At 70.1% G+C, this 21,808-nt stretch carries 23 protein-coding genes; 9 read left to right on the forward strand and 14 right to left on the reverse strand.

Translation table 11 applies throughout. The annotated features are described in order from the left end of the window. Nucleotides 1-6: 6 nt before the first annotated feature. The 3 genes from V2S04_RS01830 to V2S04_RS01840 form a co-directional block, all read right to left on the reverse strand. Complete coding sequence (locus V2S04_RS01830; protein WP_413636821.1) at nucleotides 7-831, reverse strand: Cof-type HAD-IIB family hydrolase; 825 nt, start codon at nucleotides 829-831, stop codon at nucleotides 7-9. Then, nucleotides 828-1,673, reverse strand: a complete 846-nt coding sequence (locus tag V2S04_RS01835) for an exodeoxyribonuclease III (RefSeq protein WP_099196533.1) — start codon at nucleotides 1,671-1,673, stop codon at nucleotides 828-830. The genes V2S04_RS01830 and V2S04_RS01835 overlap by 4 nt, the downstream gene beginning before the upstream one ends. Nucleotides 1,674-1,751: 78 nt before the next feature. Continuing rightward, nucleotides 1,752-2,288, reverse strand: a complete 537-nt coding sequence (locus V2S04_RS01840) for a YbhB/YbcL family Raf kinase inhibitor-like protein (RefSeq protein WP_413636822.1) — start codon at nucleotides 2,286-2,288, stop codon at nucleotides 1,752-1,754. A gap of 43 nt (nucleotides 2,289-2,331) precedes the next feature. Between V2S04_RS01840 and pyrE the strand changes: the two genes are divergently transcribed. After that, nucleotides 2,332-2,892 (forward strand): orotate phosphoribosyltransferase, encoded by a 561-nt coding sequence (gene pyrE, locus V2S04_RS01845; RefSeq protein ID WP_413636823.1) that lies wholly within the window; start codon nucleotides 2,332-2,334, stop codon nucleotides 2,890-2,892. Nucleotides 2,893-2,899: 7 nt separating this feature from the next. On the opposite strand, the gene V2S04_RS01850 is transcribed toward pyrE, so the two are convergent. The 5 genes from V2S04_RS01850 to V2S04_RS01870 form a co-directional block, all read right to left on the reverse strand. Continuing rightward, nucleotides 2,900-3,469 carry a YdeI/OmpD-associated family protein gene (locus tag V2S04_RS01850; protein WP_413636824.1) on the reverse strand — a complete coding sequence of 190 codons (570 nt, stop codon included), beginning with the start codon at nucleotides 3,467-3,469 and terminating at the stop codon, nucleotides 2,900-2,902. Then, entirely contained in the window at nucleotides 3,469-3,630 is a 162-nt protein-coding gene (locus tag V2S04_RS01855; protein ID WP_181417747.1) for a hypothetical protein, read from the reverse strand. Before V2S04_RS01855 ends, V2S04_RS01850 begins: the two co-directional genes overlap by 1 nt. A gap of 37 nt (nucleotides 3,631-3,667) precedes the next feature. Next, nucleotides 3,668-4,273 (reverse strand): metal-dependent transcriptional regulator, encoded by a 606-nt coding sequence (locus tag V2S04_RS01860; RefSeq protein ID WP_413636825.1) that lies wholly within the window; start codon nucleotides 4,271-4,273, stop codon nucleotides 3,668-3,670. A 2-nt stretch (nucleotides 4,274-4,275) separates the two neighbouring features. After that, nucleotides 4,276-4,602, reverse strand: coding sequence for a hypothetical protein (locus V2S04_RS01865; protein WP_413636826.1), 327 nt, complete (start codon nucleotides 4,600-4,602; stop codon nucleotides 4,276-4,278). 162 nt (nucleotides 4,603-4,764) lie between these two features. Then, entirely contained in the window at nucleotides 4,765-6,021 is a 1,257-nt protein-coding gene (locus tag V2S04_RS01870; protein WP_413636827.1) for an Nramp family divalent metal transporter, read from the reverse strand. Nucleotides 6,022-6,066: 45 nt separating this feature from the next. On the opposite strand from V2S04_RS01870, the gene V2S04_RS01875 reads away from it, so the two are divergent. Both V2S04_RS01875 and V2S04_RS01880 read left to right on the forward strand, forming a co-directional pair. Further along, nucleotides 6,067-6,687, forward strand: coding sequence for a TrmH family RNA methyltransferase (locus V2S04_RS01875; RefSeq protein WP_413636828.1), 621 nt, complete (start codon nucleotides 6,067-6,069; stop codon nucleotides 6,685-6,687). 180 nt (nucleotides 6,688-6,867) lie between these two features. Then, a complete protein-coding gene (locus V2S04_RS01880) occupies nucleotides 6,868-8,583 on the forward strand; it encodes an acyl-CoA dehydrogenase (protein WP_413636829.1) in 1,716 nt (571 codons plus the stop codon). A gap of 26 nt (nucleotides 8,584-8,609) precedes the next feature. Here the strand turns inward: V2S04_RS01880 and V2S04_RS01885 are convergent, their stop codons facing one another. The 3 genes from V2S04_RS01885 to V2S04_RS01895 form a co-directional block, all read right to left on the reverse strand. After that, the gene (locus V2S04_RS01885; RefSeq protein WP_413636830.1) at nucleotides 8,610-9,530 is read right to left on the reverse strand and encodes a hypothetical protein; all 921 of its coding nucleotides are present in this window, start codon (nucleotides 9,528-9,530) and stop codon (nucleotides 8,610-8,612) included. After that, on the reverse strand, nucleotides 9,527-10,882 hold the full coding sequence (locus V2S04_RS01890) for an MATE family efflux transporter (RefSeq protein ID WP_413636831.1): 1,356 nt from the start codon (nucleotides 10,880-10,882) through the stop codon (nucleotides 9,527-9,529). Before V2S04_RS01890 ends, V2S04_RS01885 begins: the two co-directional genes overlap by 4 nt. 101 nt (nucleotides 10,883-10,983) lie before the next feature. Then, the gene (locus V2S04_RS01895; RefSeq protein ID WP_413636832.1) at nucleotides 10,984-12,387 is read right to left on the reverse strand and encodes a DUF222 domain-containing protein; all 1,404 of its coding nucleotides are present in this window, start codon (nucleotides 12,385-12,387) and stop codon (nucleotides 10,984-10,986) included. Between the two features lie 174 nt (nucleotides 12,388-12,561). Between V2S04_RS01895 and V2S04_RS01900 the strand changes: the two genes are divergently transcribed. The 5 genes from V2S04_RS01900 to V2S04_RS01920 all read left to right on the forward strand — a co-directional run bounded on the left by V2S04_RS01900 (nucleotide 12,562) and on the right by V2S04_RS01920 (nucleotide 17,551). Continuing rightward, on the forward strand, nucleotides 12,562-13,119 hold the full coding sequence (locus V2S04_RS01900) for a DUF1992 domain-containing protein (protein WP_413636833.1): 558 nt from the start codon (nucleotides 12,562-12,564) through the stop codon (nucleotides 13,117-13,119). Nucleotides 13,120-13,158: 39 nt separating this feature from the next. Then, a complete protein-coding gene (locus tag V2S04_RS01905) occupies nucleotides 13,159-13,893 on the forward strand; it encodes an NYN domain-containing protein (protein WP_413636834.1) in 735 nt (244 codons plus the stop codon). A gap of 191 nt (nucleotides 13,894-14,084) precedes the next feature. Next, complete coding sequence (locus tag V2S04_RS01910; RefSeq protein ID WP_413636835.1) at nucleotides 14,085-16,049, forward strand: M13 family metallopeptidase; 1,965 nt, start codon at nucleotides 14,085-14,087, stop codon at nucleotides 16,047-16,049. 115 nt (nucleotides 16,050-16,164) lie between these two features. After that, nucleotides 16,165-17,100: a serine hydrolase gene (locus tag V2S04_RS01915; RefSeq protein ID WP_413636836.1), complete on the forward strand. Its 936-nt coding sequence runs from the start codon at nucleotides 16,165-16,167 to the stop codon at nucleotides 17,098-17,100. A gap of 34 nt (nucleotides 17,101-17,134) precedes the next feature. Beyond that, entirely contained in the window at nucleotides 17,135-17,551 is a 417-nt protein-coding gene (locus V2S04_RS01920) for a hypothetical protein (RefSeq protein WP_413636837.1), read from the forward strand. A 71-nt stretch (nucleotides 17,552-17,622) separates the two neighbouring features. On the opposite strand, the gene V2S04_RS01925 is transcribed toward V2S04_RS01920, so the two are convergent. The 3 genes from V2S04_RS01925 to V2S04_RS01935 are packed head-to-tail and all read right to left on the reverse strand — an operon-like array spanning nucleotide 17,623 to nucleotide 21,377. Continuing rightward, nucleotides 17,623-19,065 carry an MFS transporter gene (locus V2S04_RS01925; RefSeq protein ID WP_413636838.1) on the reverse strand — a complete coding sequence of 481 codons (1,443 nt, stop codon included), beginning with the start codon at nucleotides 19,063-19,065 and terminating at the stop codon, nucleotides 17,623-17,625. A gap of 45 nt (nucleotides 19,066-19,110) precedes the next feature. Further along, on the reverse strand, nucleotides 19,111-20,580 hold the full coding sequence (locus tag V2S04_RS01930; RefSeq protein ID WP_413636839.1) for a peptide MFS transporter: 1,470 nt from the start codon (nucleotides 20,578-20,580) through the stop codon (nucleotides 19,111-19,113). Continuing rightward, the gene (locus V2S04_RS01935) at nucleotides 20,577-21,377 is read right to left on the reverse strand and encodes a TspO/MBR family protein (protein WP_413636840.1); all 801 of its coding nucleotides are present in this window, start codon (nucleotides 21,375-21,377) and stop codon (nucleotides 20,577-20,579) included. The genes V2S04_RS01930 and V2S04_RS01935 overlap by 4 nt, the downstream gene beginning before the upstream one ends. A 46-nt stretch (nucleotides 21,378-21,423) precedes the next feature. Between V2S04_RS01935 and V2S04_RS01940 the strand changes: the two genes are divergently transcribed. After that, nucleotides 21,424-21,801: a DUF4870 domain-containing protein gene (locus tag V2S04_RS01940; RefSeq protein ID WP_413636841.1), complete on the forward strand. Its 378-nt coding sequence runs from the start codon at nucleotides 21,424-21,426 to the stop codon at nucleotides 21,799-21,801. Nucleotides 21,802-21,808: the final 7 nt, after the last annotated feature.

A 21,808-nucleotide genomic window follows, 5' to 3' on the forward strand; every position in this document is an offset into this window, starting at 1 on the left:
GGCCGCTCAGCCCTCCAGCATCCGCTCGATCACGGCGGCCACGCCGTCGTCGGCGTTCGCCGCGGTGACCTCGTCGGCGGCATCCCGCACCACGTCGATCGCGTTGCCCATCGCGACGCCGTGCCCCGCCCACTGCAGCATCTCCAGGTCGTTGAGCGCATCGCCGAAGGCGAGCACCTCACTCGCGTCGATGCTGAGACGCTGACACACCTGCACCAGCCCGGTCGCCTTGGTCACGCCCTGCGCCATCACCTCGACGAACGGCGCACCCGACAGGGTCGTCGCGAAACCCTCGAGCCCGAGCGCGTTCAGCGTCGCGAAGATCTCGTCGATCGGCACCGACGCATGCCGGATGACGAGCTTGAGGCTGGGGGAGCCGAGCACGTCGTCGAGCGTGACGCCACCCATGGTCTGCGGGTCGCGCTTGTGGTCGCTCAGCTGCGCGATCTCGGCATACCCGTGCTGGGCGACGAAGCCCTCGCCGGCGTCGCGCACGCTGGCGAAGAGCAGATCCGGGATGCTCTCGAGCAGCGCCCGCGCGAGCTCGCCCTGCACGTCGGCGGGGATCTCCTCCGCGAACAGGTGCTCGCCGGTCGTCAGGTGCAGCCCGTAGGCGCCGTTTCCGCACAGCGCCCAGGAGTCGAAGCCGGCCTGCTCGGCGATCGGCCGCAGCCCGATCGGCTGGCGGGCGGTCACCGGGATCGTCTCGATCCCGGCATCCCGAGCCGCCTGCAGGGCCGCGCGGGTGCGCGGTGAGACCGCGCCCGACTCATCGAGCAGGGTGCCGTCGAGATCGGTCGCGATCAGGCGGATGCCCGTGAGCGCGCTCACGCGAAGATCATCGGCAGGTCGCCGTCGTCGTCACCGCCGCCGAAGTCGAGGTCGACGACGACGGGAACGTGATCGCTGGGCTGCTCGCCCTTGCGCTCGTTGCGGTGGATCGACGCGCCGGTGACAGCGTCGGCGAAGGGTTTCGAGCCGAGCACGAAGTCGATCCGGATGCCCTCGTTGCGCGGGAACTTGAGACGCTGGTAGTCCCAGTAGGTGAAGCCCTCGGGGATCAGCGGGCGGACCACGTCGGTCACGCCGGCCGACTCGAGAGCGAAGAACGCCTCGCGCTCGGGAGGCGACACGTGCGTCGAGAAGCCCTGCACGATCGCCGGATCGCCGTTGTCGTGATCGAACGGGATGATGTTGAAGTCGCCCACCAGCGCGAGCGGCAGGTTCGGGTCGGCGGCGAGCTCGTCGGCGGTCGCGGTGCGCAGCGCCTCGAGCCAGTGCAGCTTGTAGTGGTAGTGCTCGTCGTTCAGGGAGCGGCCGTTGGGCACGTACAGGCTCCACACCCGAACGCCGTCGACCATCACGCCCAGCGCGCGCGCCTCGAGCGGCGCATCCGGACCCTCGTGCCCCTTCGCGAAGCCGGGCTGCCCGGCGAACGACGTGCGCACATCGGTCATGGGCAGGCGGCTGGCGATGGCCACGCCGTTCCACTGGTTGAAGCCGTGCACCTCGACCTGGTAGCCCGCCTCTTCGAACGGCTCGTAGGGGAACTGCTCGGGCTTGCACTTGATCTCCTGGAAGGCGAGCACGTCGACGTCCTCGCGCACGGCGAAGTCGACGGCGCGCGAGACGCGGGTGCGGATCGAGTTGATGTTCCAGGTGGCCAGACGCATGCATCAAGCCTATTCGCGACGGCCGACAGACGCCGTCCGGCGCCTGCCGTTCGCAGCCGTCCGGCACTAGGCGGTCGGCTACCGCTCGGCCGGGTCTCCCGTGCCGATCAGCACGCCCCGCGCGAGCGTGTGGAAGTGCCGGTTGAAGCCGAGCACCGCGGGTGTCGAGCCGGGCTCGAGGTCGAGGTGATCGACATCCAGCGCGTCGACGACGAAGTAGTACCGGTGCACACCCGTTCCGGCGGGCGGGGCCGCTCCGATGAACCGCTCCTTGCGCGCTTCGTTGGGCAGCACGATGGCACCGCTCGGCAGGTCGGCGGTGGTGCCGTCGCCGCTGTCGAGGCGTCGCACGTCGGGGGAGAGGTTGTAGGCGGCCCAGTGCCAGAACCCCGATCCGGTCGGGGCATCGGGGTCGAAGCACGAGACGGCGAAGCTGAGCGTGCCGGCCGGCGGGTCGGACCACTCGAGGGTGGGGTGCCGGTCTTCACCGGCTCGATCCGACGACCAGGCGAAGCCGGGCAGCGGCCCGCCTGCGGTGAAGTCGGGGCTGGTCAGCTCGAGCGGGGCGACCGGGCGCAGCTCGGCGAGTTCGGCATAGGGATCGTACGAGAACATGTGGACCTCCTGCGCTCCACGGTAGGCCGAATAGGATGAATCCGTGACCACCCTCGACGAAGACCGCCAGTCCCTGCTAGATCTCATCAAGGACGAGGCCGTGTTCCACGGCGACTTCACCCTCTCGAGCGGCAAGCAGGCGACGTACTACGTCGACATGCGCAAGCTCACGCTCGACCACCGCGCGGCCCCGGCGATCGGGCGCATCATGCTCGACCTGATCAAGGACTTCGACATCGCCGCGGTCGGGGGTCTGACGCTCGGCGCCGACCCGATCGCGAACTCGGTGATGCACGCGTCGGTGGCATCCGATCGCCCGCTCGATGCGTTCGTCGTGCGTAAGGAGCCGAAGGACCACGGCCGCGGCCGCCAGGTCGAGGGCGCCGACATCGCCGGCAAGCGCGTCATCGTGCTGGAAGACACCTCGACCACCGGGCAGTCCGCGCTGAAGGCCGTCGAGGTGCTGCGCCGCGAGGGCGCCGAGGTCGTCGCGGTCGCTGTGATCGTCGACCGCAAGACCGGCGCGCAGGCTGCGATCGAGGCCGAGGGGCTGCAGTGGCTCGCCGCGTACGACCTCGACGACCTGGGTCTCGACCCGCAGTAGTCCGCGCTCAGGGGCGCTTTCCGGCCGCGGCGTCGGCGACGATCTTCGCGATGCGGGATGCCCTGGTCTCGACGCGCTTCGCCGTGGCGATGCTCGTGAGACCGAGCTTCTTCGCCGACCTCGGGAAGGCATCCCAGTTCTCGCGGGCGGCGGGCAGGGCATCCAGCGCGGCGGCGAAGTCATCGGGCTCGATGCCGGCCTCCGGTCCGTCGAGCATCGTCCACGACCCGTCGGCCTTCGCCGCCTCGATCACCCGGATGCCCGCAGGTGCCAGCATCCCGGCAGCCTCCAGCTCGGCCAGGCGCGCCTTGTTGGTCGCCGCCCAGCCGCTGCCACGCCGGCGCGGTGAGAACCACTGGCCGACGGTGCCGTCATCGAACGTGCGCACCGGGCCGTCGATCCAGCCGAAGCAGAGCGCCTGGCGAACGGCGTCGTCGTAGCCGATGCCGTCCTGCGCCGTGCGGCGCACGTGCAGCAGCCACACGCCGCCGGTGCCCGCGTGGTTCTCCTCCAGCCAGGCGCGCCAGGTCGCGGCATCCGGTGCCGAGATGCGCTCGCCGTCGTCGAGCGCGCCCATCAGCGCTGTCCGCGGGGGCGGTCGTCGTCGTCCCAGGGGCCCTCGTACCAGGCGCCCCGGTTGTCGCGGTTGGGGCGCTTGAGCAGCTGGATCGTGATGATCGTCAGCGACGAGAGGGCGATGCCGATCAGCACCAGGAAGAGCATGTCGCTCTGGTTCATCGGTGCTCCTCCGTCGCTCGAGTGTGTCGCCTGTCGATCAGCTTAGGCTCAGCCAGAGCGCGTCGGCCGCGCCGTCGGGCAGGTCGGCGGGCGCGGTGATCTCGACGCCCACGGTGATGCCGGCGTCTTCGAGTCGCTGCAGCAGCTCGGGGTCGCGGTCGCTCACCCGCAGCACGCGCCCGCGGTGCCCTGCCGGGGCGTCGCCGAGCAGCACGAACGGCTCGCGCACGACCTCGCCGGCGGCGTCGGGGATCGCATCACCGTGCGGGTCGAAGCGCGGCCGTCCCAGTCGCTCGTCGATGGCGTCGAGCAGCCGGTCGCTGATCGTGTGCTCGAGCACCTCTGCCTCGTCGTGCACCTCGTGCCAGGCGTAGTCGAACTCGCGCACCAGCCACGTCTCGATCAGCCGGTGGCGGCGCAGCATCTGCAGGGCGCGCTCGCGTCCGGCATCCGTCAGCCTCACGGCGCCGTACGGCACGTGCGAGACGAGACCGGCGGCGGCGAGCTTCTTGACCATCTCGGTGACGCTCGACGGGGCGATGCCGAGCGCGGCGGCGAGCTGCGACGGGGTGATCGGCGCGTCCTGCCACTCGGTGTGGGCGTAGACCGTCTTGAGGTAGTCGTCGAAGGCGGGGGATGCCATGGTCAGCCGTTCATCGAAGCGAGCACGGTGAACGCGGCGTTGCCGGCGAAGAAGAGGATCGCGAAGCCGGCGATCGCGGCGAGCAGCGACAGTCGCCCGTCGTAGTCGTTCACTCCGCGCATGCCGATCGACCGGGCGCGGAACGCGAGGAACAGCGTCAATGCGCCGAGGCCGAGCTGCACCCACGGGCCGCCCGCGGGCAGCAGGTTCGGCAGGGCGATGAGCAGCACTCCGAGCGCCGCGGCGCCCAGCGCGAACCAGGTGCTCAGCTGCATCGCGCGGCGCGCCTCGGAGTCGTCGCGGTGCTTCCGGGCGGGGGAGGAGGGCATGCCCTCGAGCCTACCGGGGGTGGGTATGCGCTCCCTCTGCGAGCCGATTTCACGTCGAGAGCACGGGACCTCGCCGAGCGCACCGCTTCTCGACGTATACGAGCGGTGCACTCGTCGAGATGTGGTGCTCTCGACGAAAAAGGGCGGCGCGCAGAGAAGAGGTCAGGCGCCGGTGGCGACCAGCCAGAGCAGCACGGCGTTCAGGGTGATCAGCAGAGCGGCGAACACGACCCCGAGCGCGGTCGTCAGGCGCCGGTTCGCGTGCTCGCCGAGCGTGCGACGCTGAGCGGTGAGGGTGACCAGCGGCACGAGCGCGAACGGGATGCCGAATGACAGCACCACCTGGCTGAGCACGAGGGCCAGGGTCGGGTCGAACCCGACGCCGACGAGGATCAGCGCGGGGATCAGGGTGACGAGGCGCCGCGCGAGCACGGGAACGCGGATGGTCAGCAGCCCGTGCATGATCTCCGCTCCGGCGTACGCCCCGACGGAGGTGGAGGCGAGCCCCGACGCCAACAGCCCCACCGCGAACAGCGTGCCGATGATCGGCCCGAGGCTCGCGGTGATCGCGGCATGCGCTCCCTCGAGCGAGTCGGTGCCCTCGACGCCGGCGAGGTTCGCGGCGGCGAGCAGCAGGATCGCGAGATTCACCGAGCCTGCGATGACCATGGCGATCGTCACGTCCCAGCGGGTGACGGAGAGAAGCATCCGGATGCTGGGAAGACGCGACTCCTCCTCAAACCCGAACCGGTCGCGGGTCAGCGCGCTGTGCGCGTAGATGGCGTGCGGCATGACCGTCGCGCCCAGGATGGATGCCGCGAGCAGCACCGAATCGCTGTCGGCGAAGCGCGGCAGCATCCCGCCGAGCACGCCGCCGGGATCGGGCGGGGCGACGAAGAGACCGGCGATGAACCCGATCACGATGATCGCCATCAGGCCGATGATGACGAACTCGAAGTGCCGCGGCCCGCGGCGGGTCTGCATGGCGAGCAGCACGATCGAGACCGCGCCGGTGATCGCTCCGCCGAGCAGCAGCGGGATGCCGAAGAGCAGGTTCAGCGCGACGGCTCCGCCGAGCACCTCGGCGATGTCGGTCGCCATCGCGACGAGTTCCGCCTGCAGCCAGTAGGCGCGTCGGGCCCAGCGGTTGCGGATGCGCGTGCCGAGAACCTCGGGCAGGCTCTGCCCGGTCACGATGCCGAGCTTCGCCGAGAGGTACTGGATCAGCCAGGCCATCACGTTTCCCGCCACGACGACCCAGACCAGCAGGTAGCCGTAGCGCGCGCCGGCGGTCATGTTGCTGGCGACGTTTCCCGGGTCGAGGTACGCGACTCCCGCGACGAGGGCGGGCCCGAGCAGCCAGGCGCTGCGCCACCACGGGTGGCCCACGCGCGGCGCGGCGAGCAGATTTTTCGGCATGCCTAAAAATAGCACCTCCAGCGCGCACGGCTACGCTGAGACGTGATGGAAGAGACGGGCTCAGAGGCGCAGCCTGGGTACGGCGTCGGCCCGTGGCCGGGCGAGTGGCCCGCCGACGAGCACTACGACCCCGAGCTGCTCGCGCACGGCGACACCCGCAACGTGATCGATCGGTACCGGTACTGGCGGATGGATGCCATCGTCGCTGACCTCGACACGCAGCGGCATCCGTTCCACGTGGCGATCGAGAACTGGCAGCACGACATGAACATCGGCTCGATCGTGCGCAGCGCCAATGCGTTCCTCGCCGACACCGTGCACATCATCGGGCGTCGCCGCTGGAACAAGCGCGGCGCGATGGTCACCGACCGGTACCAGCACGTGGTGCACCATCCCGATGTGGCGACGTTCACGGCATGGGCTGCGCGCGAGGGCATCCCGATCATCGCCGTCGACAACGTCGGCGAGGCGGTGCCGGTCGACCGCGCAGACCTGCCCGAGCGCTGCGTGCTGCTGTTCGGGCAGGAGGGGCCGGGCCTCTCGGATGAGGCGCTGGCCGCCGCATCCGGTCACATCGAGATCACCCAGTACGGCTCGACCCGCTCGATCAACGCGAGCGCGGCGGCCGCCGTGGTGATGTACGAGTGGTGCCGCCGGTACGCCTGAGCGCGAGCCGGCGGGCGACGGGCGCGGTGCGCACGCGCTCGTAGATGCCTCGCGTCGGTCGGCGGCCGCGTGAACCGACGCAAGGCATCCCTGACGACAGGACTCGCGCCTTCGCCGCCGTTTCGCTGATACGCAGTCTCGCGTAAACTGACTCTCAGTCTCACGCGAATGGAGTGCGCCATGGCATCCGACTACGTCCCCCCGGTCGACGACTACCGGTTCCTCTTCGGCGAGGCGTTCGGTCTCGACCTGCCCGCCCGCGCGACGGGCGGTGCGTTCACGGCCGAGGACGCGACCGAGATCATCGCGGGTGCCGGCGAGTTCGCGGCATCCGTCCTCGCGCCGCTCGAGACCAGCGGCGACCGCGAGGGCGCCCGCATCGAAGACGGCCAGGTGCGCCTGCCGGCCGGGTTCGCCGAGGCGTACCAGGCGTTCGTCGAGGCGGGCTGGGTGAGCGCCGAGGCGCCCGAGTCGGCCGGCGGCGACGGGCTGCCCGGCTCGATCCGCGCGGGGCTGGGCGAGATCTGGAACGCGTCGAACGCTGCCTTCGCGCTGTGCTGGCTGCTGACCGCCGGACAGATCCATGCGCTCGACGCCGCGGCGTCCGACGAGCTGCGCGAGACCTACCTGACCAAGCTCGTCTCGGGTGAGTGGACCGGCACGATGAACCTCACCGAGCCGGATGCCGGCACGGATCTGGGCGCGATCCGCACGATCGCCACCCCGCGCGGCGACGGCACGTGGGGCGTCAGCGGCCAGAAGATCTTCATCACCTGGGGTGACCACGACGTCGCGTCGAACATCGTGCACCTCGTGCTCGCGCGCACGCCGGATGCACCGGCCGGCGCGAAGGGCCTGTCGCTGTTCGTCGTGCCGAAGTTCCTGCCCGACGCGTCGGGCGAGCCTGGGGAGCGCAACGCCGTCACGACGGTGGCGCTCGAGCACAAGCTCGGCATCCACGGCAGCCCCACCTGCGTGCTCGCCTATGAGGATGCGACGGGCTACCTCGTCGGGGAGGTCGGCGGCGGGCTCGCGGGCATGTTCGTGATGATGAACTCCGCGCGAGCGGGCATGGGCTTCCAGGCGACCGGCATCTCCGACCGCGCCTACCAGCAGGCCGTCGAGTATGCCGCGGGTCGTCTGCAGGGCCCGGTGCTCGACCGCCCCGCGGGTACGCCGATCGCCGAGCACCCGGATGTGCGCCGTCTGCTGCTGTCGATGCAGAGCCGCCTGTTCGCGATGCGCGCGCTGGGCGTCTACGTCGGCGACCTGTTCGATCGGGCCGACGCAGACGGCACGGGAGCGCTCGCCGAGTTCTTCGTGCCGATTCTCAAGGGCTGGGCCACCGAAGACGCCGTCGCGCTGACCAGTGACGCCATCCAGGTGCACGGCGGCATGGGCTTCATCGAGGAGACCGGCGTCGCGCAGCACTACCGGGATGCTCGCATCATGCCGATCTACGAGGGCACCACGGCCATCCAGTCGAACGACCTGATCGGGCGCAAGGTGATCCGCGACGGCGGAGCGACGGCCGAGGCGCTCTTCGGTCTCATCGGTGAGACAGTCGGGGCGCTTCGGGGCCGGGAGAACGAGGTCGCGCGGCGGACCGCCGACCGACTGGAGCGCGCGGTCGACGCGGCCCGTCGCGCGACGGCAGCCGTCGTAGGCTTCGGTGTGACCCGCGACGCCTACGGCGTCAGCGTGCCGTACCTGATGCTGCTCGGCACGCTGGCCGGGGGATGGATGCACGCCCTCGCGGTCGCCGCTGTGCTGGCGCACCAGACTCCGGATGCTGCGGACGCCGCACGCCTCGTCTCGGCCGACTTCTACGGTGCGCACCACCTGCCGCGCGTGCACATGCTCGCTGAGACGGTCGCGGCGGGCGAGGTGGTCTGACCGCCGAGGCAGGCGAACGCGTGGACTCAGCCGATGCGGCCGGAGACCTCGATGTGCTGTGCGACGCGGACGCGCAGGTCGTGCACGCACATGGTGCGGCTCGCGCCGTCGGCGGCCGCCTCGGCGTTGAGATCGATCCGCCGACCCTCGGCCTCGCGCAGCTCTTCGCGCATGAGGCGCAGCGCCAGGGCGATCAGCGGGTTGCGGCTGCTCAGGCGCACGGTCTTCACGGTGAGGATCGCGTCGGATTCGACGTGCACCTCGGCATGGGCGCGCACGGTCGCGAAGAAGATCTTCCAGCGCACCCCCGCGACGGCGTCGACCGCGACGTTCTGCTCGGCGTCGGCGGTGACGGTCGTGTCGAGCCTGCGCAGCCGCATGCCCGACTCCTTCAGCAGCGGGCGTGCGACCGACTCGATCATCGGGCCCAGGTCGTCGGCGCGCATGCGCACGGAGAAGGCGCCGCTCGGGTTGCCCGGGTCGTCGGCATCCGCGATTGCGAACGCCGTCGCCGGTCGGTCCGCGCGCACGGGCGTCGCGTAGCGGGCCCAGTCGAAGGCGACGTTCTGCAGAGTCGCGTCGATGCGGACGTCATATCCCTGGATGTTCACCGGATCGGCGGTGATGCGGGCGAAGCGCAGCATCCCCGGGGTGCGGGCGATGACGTCCGGCTCGGGTCGGGCGTCCGGTTCCGGTCGCGGCGTCGCGCCGGGCGCGGGCTTCATCTTCAGCTTCACGCCGGTGGCGTCGATGAGCAGGTGGGTGATCTCGGTGCCGTCGAGATCGACGGTGGTGCGGATGTCGTCGATGCCGGAGACGCGCATGTCGGGGCTGTCGGCGATCTCGGTGAGGAGCTCGTCACGCAGGCGGCGTTCGACGGTCGCGGAGTCGCCGGGCCAGGCATCCGGAACCCAGCTCTTGTCGTCGTGTCGGTTCCAGAGGCTCATGCTCCCACCTTCGTCCATGTGTCGGTGCGCACGCGCCAGCCGAGGGTGCCGAGGCGTGCGAGCAGGTAGATGCCGAAGAAGGCGACGGCGAGCCACACGAGGCCCGGGGTGCCGTCGACGCCCGTGGCGGCGATGACCCACAGCGCGGGCAGGAACGGCACGAGGTTCAGCAGGCCGGCGACCGCGAGGTAGCGGGCATCGTCGGCGCCCATCAGCACGCCGTCGAGCACGAACACGATCCCCGCGACGGGCTGCGCGACGGCGAGCACGAGGAACGCGGGCTGCACGAGCGCGCCGATCTCGGCATCCCCGGTGAAGACGACGCCGATCACCCCCGACAGGGCGGCGATGGCGGCGCCGACGATGACGCCGAACCATGCGCCCCACGCGACCGTGCGGCGCAGCACCCGGTGCACCTGTTCGAGGTCGCCCGAGCCGAGGCTCTTGCCGATCATCGCCTGGGCGGCGATGGCGAGGGCGTCGAGCGCGAACGCGGCGGTCGAGAAGATGGTGAAGGCGATCTGCCACCCGGCGAGCTCGCGTGTGCCGATGCCGGTCGCGACGGCGACGGTGGCGAGCAGCGCGATGCGGAGGCTGACGGTGCGCAGGAACAGCCATCCGCCCGAGCGGGCGGTGCCGCGGATGCCGCTGCGCTGCGCCTTCACCGAAGCGCCGTGCCGGAGGGCGAGGCGGCGGATGACGACGACGTAGGCGGCGACCATGCCCCACTGCGCGGTGACGGTGCCGAAGGCGGAACCGGCGATGCCCCAGCCGAGCCCGTAGATGAAGATCCAGTTGAGCACGGCGTTGGCGCCGAAGCCGAGCCCGGCGATCCACAGTGGGGTCATGGTGTCCTGCATGCCGCGCAGCAGTCCGGTGGCGGCGAAGACGATGAGCATCGCGGGCAGGCCCCACATCGAGATGGTGAGGTAGGTCTGCGCCTCGGTGGAGACGGCGTCGGATGCCCCGAATGCGGCGATCAGCGCAGGGCTCGCGAGCGCTCCGGCGGCGGCGAGCACGGCGCCGAGCCCGAGGGCGAGCCACATGCCGTCGATGCCTACCGAGACGGCGTCGCCAGGATTGCCGGCGCCGAACCGGCGGGCGACGGCGGGCGTGGTGGAGTACGCGAGGAAGATCATCAGCCCGACGATCGTCTGCAGCACGGCGCTGGCGATGCCGAGGCCGGCGAGGGGCGACGTGCCGAGGTGGCCGACCATCACCGAGTCGAGGATCAGGAAGGCGGGCTCGGCGACCAGCGCGCCGAGCGCGGGCACGGCGAGCCGGAGGATCTCGCGGTTGAGCGCGGGGGACGGGGATGCGGGGGAAGGCGCGGGGGATGCGGTGGATGCCACCTCACGAGCCTATGGGGTGGGTCGGACGCGGTCCCGCGGGTGAAGTCACGCGGGTGCGGTCCCGCGGGTGAGGCCACGCGGGTGCGGTCCCGCCGGTGAGGTCAGGCGGCGATGTCGTAGCGGGCTCTGCCGCCGGGGCGGGGTGTGCGGGTGGGGTCGATGTGGGGTGGCGGGATGAACCACACTCGCCCTCTGGTGCCGGAGTGGGTGTCGGTGTTCTCGATGCGGATTTCCCAGGCGTTGTCGTGGATGCGGTGGTGGCAGGTCGAGCACAGCAGGATGCCGTTGTTAAGGTCGGTGGGTCCGGTGTCTCGGTTCCACCAGTCGATGTGGTGCACTTCGGTCATGTTCGGTGGGAGTCCGCACATGGCGCATCCGCCGTCTCTGTCGACGAGGGCGAGTTTCTGAGCCCTGGTGAACAGGCGTTTCTCGCGTCCCCAGTCGAGGATCTCTCCGGCGCTGTCGAGCACGCAGGGGATCACCCCACCGGAGGCAGCCATCCGCCGGATCGCGGTGACGGAGATCGGCTGATCGAGCGCGTCGATGCTTCCCGCTCCCGTGCCCGCTTCGAGGTCCGTGGCGTTGATCCGCACGATGACGGTGGCGCCGCTGACGGGCATCCGGCTGTCGCAGTCGAGCACGTGGGCGCAGAACAGGGCGAGGGCGTCGGCGCGCATCATGGTGACGGTGCGCCGATCGGCATCGACCCCATCCGCATCCACCGCATCGGCATCGACCCCATCCGCATCGACGACGCCGACGTCGGCCATGTTCTTGCGGGCCTGGAACTGCGCGGTCACGTACCCGTCGATCGCCGCCTTGATGGCGGCGCCTTCTTCGACGGGAGTGATCAGGTTCAGGCGCAGCATCCCGTCGCGTTCGAACATGCTCAGCGACCGCGCCGCCCGGCGCTCTTCCTCCCGCGCTTCGAGCCGGTCGGCTTCGAGCACGGCTTCGGCGCGCTTGACGAGTCGGCGCACGTCATCCAGCGACAGCCCGACCGCCCGGTCGACGAGTTGCTGCTCGACATCCGCCACAAGGCCTTTGTCGGCCCCGATGCGGGCCCGGTCGAGGAACTCCACAATCACTGCCGCCCCGGCGCCGCCCAACCGGCCGGAGGTGACGGCACCCTGCACGGCCGGGTACTTCGCCGGGGCGGGTTCACCGAGCAGGTTCTGCCGTGGCGCGATGGCTTCCCCGACCTTGACCAGCCGCGCCGCATCTCCGGCGCTGGTGCCGGTGGTGGTCGCGATCAGCTGCGCGGTGTTGCGGAACCCCTGCTGCTTCGCCAGCGAGTCCGCTCCCAGCTCTGGCCGGGATTCGTGCGCGATGGCCGCGGCCACGTCGGCCTGAAGCGCATCCAGCGCCCGCCGCGCCGAGCCGATGGCGCGGGTCATCGACACGAGGTCCGACCGGTCCAGGTCGGCCGCGGAGCCGGCATCCGCCCACACCCCGGCGAGGGCCGTGACGGCTTCTCGCAACGGGTCCAGAGCGGGTGCTGACATGTGAAAAGCCTAAACGCCGACCAGCCGCAAGTCAAGCAAAACTACGAAGAAAACTGTACCACTTCTCCACGACTGTCGAAACTATATGCGAAAGCATCCACCCCTCCGATGAGAAGGAAATCTACGCCCGGCCACCGACGCCCGCGTACGCTGGATCGCACGGAGGTGCCCGCCATGTCTGACGCGATGAGCAATGCCGCCCGCTACCGCGCGCGCCGCGACGCCGGCCACGGTATGGAGGCCGAGCCGGAGAACGAAGCGCCGACGGTGCTGAACTCGCAGAGTAAGGCGGAGTTCGTCGAGACGGCCATCCAGCTCGCGATCCGTCGCGGCGAGTTCGACAACCTGCCCGGCGCCGGCAAGCCGCTCGAGGGACTCGGCACCCACCATGACCCCGACTGGTGGATCCGTCGCAAGATCGAGACCGAGAATCTGTCGGGTCTCGGTCCTCCCGCGCTCATGCTGCGCGTCGAGGATCGTGAGCTCGACGGCGAGCTCGATCAGCTCGGCCGCGAAGAGGATGTGCGCGGTGTGCTCGCCGACTTCAATCGCCGCGTGATCGAGGCGCGCCGGCAGCTGCTCGGCGGCCCACCGGTGGTCACGCAGCCGCGCGACGTCGAGGCGGAGGTGGCGGCCTGGCGCGAACGCCGGGCGGCGCGGCAGGCGGATGCCCGCGGCGAGACAGCTCCGGATGCCGAGCCGCGGCGCGCTCGACGCTGGTGGCGGCGCTGATGCGACGCGTCTGCTATTACTCGTACTGTGACCGATCGGATGCCACAGAACCGTGACCTTCTCGCCGTGCTCATCGATGCCGACAACGTGTCGCCGACGAAGATCGGCGCGGTGCTCGCAGAGATCGCGAGCATCGGCACGGCATCCGTCAAACGCATCTACGGCGACTGGACCCGCCCGCAGCTCAGCACGTGGAAGTCGGCGGCGAGTGAGCACGTCATCCAGCCGATCCAGCAGTTCGCGAACACCGTGGGGAAGAACGCGACCGACAGTGCACTGATCATCGATGCCATGGACCTGCTCTACACGGCGCGCTTCCAGGGCTTCTGCATCGTGTCGTCCGACAGCGACTTCACGCGCCTCGCCGCTCGTATCCGAGAAGAGGGCATCACCGTCTACGGCTTCGGCGAGAAGAAGACACCCGAGGCATTCCGCAACGCCTGCGACCGGTTCACCTACCTCGAGGTGCTCGACGAGCCGACAGCCGAGCGCGCCTCCGAAGTGATCGAGGCGGTACCTCAGGGAAGACTGCGCGGCGACACCAAGCTGATCTCCGGGCTGCGCACGAGCATCACCGCTGCGTCCGATGAAGACGGCTGGGCGAACCTCGCAGCGGTCGGCGGTCTGCTCCGCAAGCAGCAGCCGGACTTCGACTCTCGCAACTGGGGCTACGCGAAGCTCTCTGAGCTGGTTCGCGCGACGGATCTCTTCCTCGTCGAAGCGCTGCCCGCCGGAGGTCTGCGGATCAAGGACCGGCGGAAGTCCGGCGGCTGAGTTCCGCGCCGATCGATCCGCGGATCCGCGCGCCTCGCCGGTTCAGAGATGGGAAACGCCGGTGCGGATGCCCGGTCACCGGCGTTTCCCATCCCTCACCGCGCTCACGGCGGCGTGCACCACGGCGCCCACCCGCGCGAGGCCAGGTCGCCGCGGGCCCGAGGTCGGCGCCGCCGCATAGGGTGGAGGGCATGACCGACGTACTGCCCTCCGGCCTTGCCGTCTCCGAGTTCAGCTCCGACATCCGCCCGCAGGACGACCTTTACCGCCACGTCAACGGCGCGTGGCTCGAGGCCGCCGAGATCCCGGCCGACAAGGCGCGCTGGGGGTCGTTCCACATGCTCGCCGAGCAGGCCGAGAAGGACGTCCGCGAGATCATCGTCGAGTCGCAGGACGCCGCCGAGGGCACCCTCGAGCGCAAGGTCGGCGACCTGTTCCGCAGCTTCATGGACACCGATCGCATCGCCCAGGTCGGCCTCGCGCCCTTGCAGGCTGAGCTGGCGAAGGCCGACGCGATCGACAGCATCCCGTCGTTCCTCGAGACCGTGGGCACGCTCGACCGCGACGGCATCGCCGCGCTGATCGGCGTCTTCATCGAACCCGATCCCGGTAACCCCGAGCGCTACGTGCCGTTCGCCGTGCAGGCGGGCCTGTCGCTGCCCGACGAGAGCTACTACCGCCTCGACAGCTTCGAGGGCACCCGCGCCGCCTACCGCGCGCACCTCGAGCGCATCCTCACCCTCGCCGAGATCGATGACCCGGCGGGCCAGGCCGACCGCGCCTTCGGCCTCGAGCACGAGATCGCCGGTCATCACTGGGACAACGTGGCCTCCCGCGACGCGGTGAAGACCTACAACCTCAAGACCTGGGACGAGTTCCAGTCGCTGGTCGGGGTCGACCTCGCCCCCTGGCGGGATGCGGTGGCGGCGGCGAACCCGAGCGCCTTCGACGAGCTCGTGGTCTACCAGCCCAGCTTCTTCGAGGGCCTGGGTGCGCTGCTCGTCGCCGAGCGCCTCGACGACTGGAAGGCCTGGCTTCGCGCCAAGGTCGTGCACGGCATGGCCGGCTACCTCACCGATGACTTCATCGACGAGAACTTCTCGTTCTACGGCACCGAGCTCACCGGCACCCCGTCGATCCGCGAGCGCTGGAAGCGCGGCGTCTCGCTCGTCGAGGGCTCGCTGGGCGACGCCGTGGGCCGCATCTACGTCGAGCGGCACTTCCCGGCAGAGTCGAAGGCCGCCATGGACGAGCTGGTCGCGAACCTCATCAAGGCGTACCGCCAGAGCATCCGGAAGCTGGAGTGGATGAGCCCCGAGACGCGCGAGAAGGCGCTCGCCAAGCTCGACACCTTCCGTCCGAAGATCGGTCACCCCGACGTGTGGCGCGACTACGACGGCGTCGACATCGACCCCGGTGACCTCGTCGGCAACGCCCGCCGCGCGACGGTGTTCGAGCACGACCGCCAGGTCTCGAAGGTCGGCAAGCCCATCGACCGCGACGAGTGGTTCATGCCGCCGCAGATGGTCAACGCGTACTACAACCCGCTGATGAACGAGATCGTCTTCCCCGCCGCGATCCTGCAGTACCCGTTCTTCGACCCGAAGCGCGATGCGGCCGCGAACTACGGCGGCATCGGAGCGGTGATCGGTCACGAGATCGGCCACGGTTTCGACGACCAGGGCAGCCGGTACGACGGCGACGGTCGCCTGCAGGACTGGTGGACGGATGCCGATCGTGCGGCGTTCGAAGAGCGCACCAAGGCGCTCATCGCCCAGTACGACGCGCTCGTGCCGCTGGGCCTGAGCGAGGAGAACACCGTGAACGGCGCGCTGACGATCGGTGAGAACATCGGCGATCTCGGCGGGCTGGGCATCGCACTGAAGGCGTACGAGCTCTCGCTCGGCGGCGAGGAGCCGCCCGTGATCGACGGGTACACGGGCATCCAGCGTCTGCTGCTGTCGTGGGCGCAGGTGTGGCAGCAGAAGAGCCGGGAGGCCGAGACGATCCGGCTGCTCACGATCGACCCGCATTCGCCGAACGAGTTCCGCTGCAACCAGATCCTCAGCAACATCGACGCCTTCTACGAGGCGTTCGAGGTGAACGAGGGCGATGCTCTGTACCTGCCCGAGGAGCAGCGCGTCACCATCTGGTGAGGTCGGTTCCGGCGTTCAGGACGCGCGGATAGGATGACGGCGGCATAGGGGGATCCCCGGGAGGGGTGGATCCTCGCAGCCGCCGCCTCCGCTTCTCGCTGTTAGGACACCGCGCGTGGTCCCGTCGTCCGCATCCGGCCCCGAATCGGCATCCGGCGTGCCCGGTACTCGTCGACGCGGCGCCCGCGGGGGCCGGGGCATCCCGCGGCGCGCGGCCGTCGACCGCCGCTCGTTCGCGCCCACGCTGCGCCGACTCGAAGAGCTGGCGCAGAGCGGAGCGCAGGTGTCGGTGCACGTCGCCGAGCTCGACTCCGGCCGAGTGGTGCTCTCCGGTGACGACCACGTGCCGCTGCCCATCGCCGGTCTCGGCGTGGTGCCGGTTCTCGTCGAGGTCGCGGCCGGCTTCGCATCGCACGCGATCGACCCGCTGCGCATCATCGACCGGGTCGACGAGCAGCTCGTCACGAGATCCGGCCTGTGGCGGCACCTGCGCGCGCCGGCTCTGCCGCTCGTCGACCTGGCCGTGCTCGCCGCGGTCGCCGGTGACCCGACCGCCGCGAACGCCCTGCTCGACGCGGTCGGCCACGAGCGCGTGCAGGCCCGGATGGTGTCGCTCGGGATGCCTCGCAGCGCCGTGCTCGATCGATTCCGCGATCAGCGCGGGCCCGACGACGCCCCGCACGTCGCCGTCGGCACGACCCGCGAGTTCGCCCGCCTCTTCGCAGCGCTCGTCGACTCGCGAGTGGTCGACGCCGCGGTCAGCGCGCAGGTCGCGGAATGGCTCAGCCTGAACCAGGACCTCAGCCTCGTCGCATCCGCCACCGGGCTCGACCCGTTCGCGCACGACGACGACGCCCACGGCCTGCTCTTCATCAACAAGACCGGTCGTGACCGCGGCGTGCGGGCCGAGGCCGGCGTGCTGGCAGGGCCCCGTGCCGGAGTCGCCTACGCGCTGACGGTCTGCTTCGACGATCTCTCGATCAGCCACCGGCTGCGCGCCCACGACGCGTCCCGCGTGCTCGGCACCGACCTGATGGAGTACACCCACTGAAGCGCGACGGTGCGTACGCCGTTACTGTCGAGGGATGCTGCCCGAAGACTGGATCCCGCATCGCCGCGATGACGGCGAGCTGCTCGGCTGGATCCGACCCGAACATCCCCATCGCCCTGAGGCGGACGCGTGGGTCGCGATCGATGTGCTCGGCCGCCCCGCATCCGCGGCTGTCGACTGGCTCGACGCCGAAGCCGCGCTCGAAGCCGTCGGCCTCGCCTGGCTCGCCGACGTCTGGATGCTCGAAGGCGAGGCGGCGGAGCCGCTGCGGGTGCGCTTCGTCGAGGTGACGCCGCCGACGGACGAACCAGGCCGGATCGTCGTGAAGGTCGACGACTTCGGCGACATGCAGCGGCCGCCCGCCGACCAGCTCACGCTGCCCTGGCCCGCGCCCCGGCGGCTTCGCCCGGCCGTCGCCGGCGACTCGGACGGCCGGACTCTCGCCCGCTGACCATCACCGCGCTCGAGTTCGTCAGGTCGGCTGAACGCCGGGTGCGTGTCCGGCGGACGCCGTCCGTCGAATCAACGGGGAAGGGCCGGATGCGCCTCCGCCGCCGGATGCCTGGGGATCAGGAACGTCAGCGCGAAGCCGATCACCCCGGCGACGATCGACAGCCAGAAGCACACCTCGAACGCCTCACGGGTGGGGATCGCGCGCCCGCCGACCTCGATGCTCATCGCGGCGAGCACCCCGCCCATCACCGCCGACGCGGTCGAGGTGCCGACCGAGCGGAACAGGGCGTTCAGCCCGTTCGACGCGCCGGTCTCGTGTGCGGGCACGGCGCGCATGATGATCATCGGCATGGCGGCGAAGGCGAACCCGATGCCGATGCCGATCAGCACGTTCGCGACGACGAAGTGCCAGATCTCGGTCGACCAGATCAGCACGAACGCATAGGCCAGCACGATCGCGGCGGTGCCGACGGTGAACAGCGGTCGAGGGCCGACGGTGCGCTCCAGCCACCCCGACAGCGGCGAGATGATCATCATCATCACGCCCGAGATCGCGACCACCATGGCCGCGGCGAACATGTCGAGGCCGAGGCCCGATCCCGTCTCGCGCGGCAGCTCGAGCATCTGCGGGAAGGTCACGTTCGACGAGAAGAGTGCGAAGCCCATGCCGATCGCGGCGATGTTCGTGAACAGCACGGCCGGGCGCGCGGCGACGCGCAGGTCGAGCAGCGGCTCCTTCGCCCGCAGCTGATACCAGGCCCAGACGCCCAGCACGACGAGTCCGCCGATCAGGCAGGCGAGCGCGAACGGCGAGGTCCATCCCCACTCTGCTCCGCGCGAGACGTACAGCAGCAGGCCGGTGAGGCCGGCGGCCAGGCCCAGCGCCCCGATGACGTCGAGTCGTCCCGGCGCGAGCAGCACGTCATCCGGAACCACGAGCAGCACCAGCGCGAGCCCGATCACACCGAGCGCGGCGGCGAGCCAGAACAGTCCGTGCCAGTCGGCGTTCTCGGCGACGAACGCCGCCACCGGCATCCCGACCGCGCCGCCGACCCCCATGGTCGCGCTCATCAGCGCCACCGCCGTGCCGAGCCGCTCGGGCGGCAGCACGTCGCGCATGATCGCGATGCCCAGCGGAACGACCCCGGTCGTCGCGCCCTGCAGTGCGCGGCCGATGATCACGCCGATGATCGACGTCGACAGTGCGGCGACGATCGAGCCGACGGCCAGCAGGGCGAGCAGCGCGATCACGACGCGTCGCTTGCCGTACATGTCGCCGAGGCGGCCCGAGATCGGAGTCGCCACCGCGGCCACGAGCAGGGTGATCGTGACCACCCAGCTGGTGTCCTCGCGTGAGGCGTTCAGCAGCTTCGGCAGCTCGGCCTGCAGCGGCACGACGAGGGTGAACATGAACGCCGAGCACAGGCCGACGAACGCCAGCACCGCGACGATCGCCCCTCGCGACGGTGTGCGGGAGAGCCGCTTCCTCGCTCTGTCATCCGCACCGCCCACCGAAGAAGGCTACCGGCTCACGGCGACGCCGGATGCGGATGCCTGTCAGCTGACGCCCTTCATGAGCTTCAGCACCGGCTTCGCCGAGATCCCCAGACCCACGCCGACGGCGACGGCGATGAGGCCGAGGATGGTGAAGTAGGGCACTTCATTCGTCGGATCGTAGAACCTCACCAGCCATCCCGAGATCGCCGTGCCCAGCGAGACCGACAAGAAGAACAGCGCGACCATCTGGGTCTGGAAGCGGGCCGGAGCGAGCTTGGTGGCGGCGGACAGACCGATCGGCGACAGCAGCAGCTCGGCGACCGTGAACACGAACAGGATGCCGACGATCGCCAGCAGCGGAGTGGAGTTCGGGCCGCCGCCGGCGAAGGGCAGGAACAGCAGGAACGCACCGCCCATGACGATCGCACTGAGCGCGAACTTCAGCGGGGTCGCCGGCTGACGCTTGCCCATCCGCGTCCACAGTGCCGCGAACACGCCGGAGAGCACGATGATGAAGACCGGGTTGATGGACTGCACCCACGACACCGGCATCTCCCAGCCGAACAGAGTGCGATCCAACCGCTTGTCGGAGTACACGGTCAGCACCGTGAACTGCTGCTGGTACAGCGACCAGAATGCGACGCTCGTCACGAAAAGCGGCAGGAACGCCCACACCCGCGAGCGCTCCACGGCGGTGATGCGGCTGCTGGAGAGGATGACGGCGAAGTAGGCCACGGTGGCCGCCAGTGCGGCGATGATCACGATCGTGGCGAGGTTGTCGGCGCGCACGACGCCAGTCAGCACGAGCACGGCGATCAGTGCCAGTGCGGCCACAGCGATCACGGCGACGAGAGGGTAGCGACCGCGCGGCAGCGGGTTGGGCACCTCCCGGGCGGAGTCGGGCAGACCGCGTCGGCCGAAGGAGTACTGGATGAGTCCCGCGGTCATGCCCACGGCAGCGAGTCCGAAGCCCCAGTGGAAGCCGGCGGTGGACTGCAGCAGGCCGGTGAGGATCGGTCCGAAGAAGGCCCCGAGGTTGATGCCCAGGTAGAACAGCGAGAAGCCCGCGTCGCGGCGCGGATCCTCGGCAGAGTACAGCGTGCCGACGACCGAGGTCGCGTTCGCCTTCAGTCCTCCGGAACCGAGGGCGATGAGTACCAGGCCCACCGCCACGCCGAGCAGCCCCGGGAGCAGTGCGAGAGAGAGGTGACCGGCGACGATGACGACGGCGCTGCCGAACAGCACCCGCTCCGAGCCGAAGAGCCGGTCGGCGAGCCACGCGCCGAGGATGGTGGAGAGGTAGACCGATCCGCCGTACGCGCCGACGATGCCGCCCGCGACCGCCTCGTCGAGTCCCAGCCCGCCCCGGGTGACGCTGAAGTACAGATAGATCAGCAGGATGCCCTGCATGCCGTAGAAGCTGAAGCGCTCCCACATCTCGACGCCAAACAGATGAGCGAGGGCGCGCGGCTGTCCGAAGAATCGGGTGTCGTTGTGCGCCGACTGGTCGGCGGAGGACTCGGTCGTCATCCCTCCAGGGTACGCGCCGCGGGCTCGCGGACGCGGGCGCGGCCGGCGATCCCGGCCAGCACGATGACCACGGCGGCCGCGATTCCGGCGATGCCGATCGCCGTGCTGTGCGGCTCGCCGGTGAGACGTCCGACGGCGAGCCACGCGAGCCCCCACGCGGTCGCGAGAGCGGGAGCGATCCGACGGGTGACCAGCGCGCTGAGCGCGCCGATGATCGTGACGACGACGAGGACCGCCACACCCCATACGTCCGCCTGCTCCGCGAGGTCGTCCGGCAGGGACTGCGTGAGCCAGGCCGCGGCGTTCGCGACGGTGGCGATGGTCACCCAGCCGAAGTGCAGGCCCATGGTGCCGTCGAGCAGGATGAGCTCTAGCCAACCGGCGGCCCGCCGGCCGAGGCGCACGATCACCACTGCCAGCACGATGAGCAGCAGCGCGATGACCACGACGGTCAGGGGCAGGGTGAGATAGCGGGCGGCGACCAGCCACAGGCCGTTCAGCACCATCGACAGCGCGATCCACCATCCGGTGCGCACCTGTCGCGGGTTGGCCCGCTGCGCGGGCAGCGCCTGCCAGATCGTGTAGGCGGCGAGGCCGAGGTAGATGACGGACCAGATCGCGAACGCCGGGCCGGCGGGAGCCAGGTACGAGCCCTGCGCCGACAGTGCACCGTTCTGCAGCTCGGCCACCGCCTCGCCGCCGAACGCCCCGCCGCCGACGGCCGCCCCGATCAGCATGAACACCGCCGCGGCGATGATGGTCGCCTGCCGTGCGATGTCGCGTCCGGTGCTGTTCATGGCGTCGACCTTACCGGCCGAGGGAGCGCCCCGGTACGCTGACGGCATGAGCAATGTTCCCCCGCCGCAGTACGGGCCCTACGCGGCAGCACCTCAGCCGATGAGTCCGTCGGACGAGAAGATGTGGTCGACGCTGGTGCACGTCGGGGGCATCCTGTTCCAGTTCCTGCCGGCGCTGATCGGCTACCTGGTGCTGAAGGATCGCGGGCCGTTCGTGCGCGCGCACACCGCGAACGCGCTGAACTTCCAGCTCACCCTGCTGATCGCGTACTTCGTCGGCGCTCTGCTCTCGATCGTGCTGGTCGGCTTGCTGATCATGCTCGCCGCCTGGGTGCTGAACATCGTCTTCAGCATCATCGCCGCGGTCAAGGCCAACGGCGGGTGGCCGTACGAGTATCCGATGACCATCCGCTTCGTCCGCTGACGCGGCG

The sequence above is a fragment of the Microbacterium sp. OR21 genome (assembly GCF_047306785.1).
Lineage (GTDB): Bacteria > Actinomycetota > Actinomycetes > Actinomycetales > Microbacteriaceae > Microbacterium > Microbacterium esteraromaticum_E.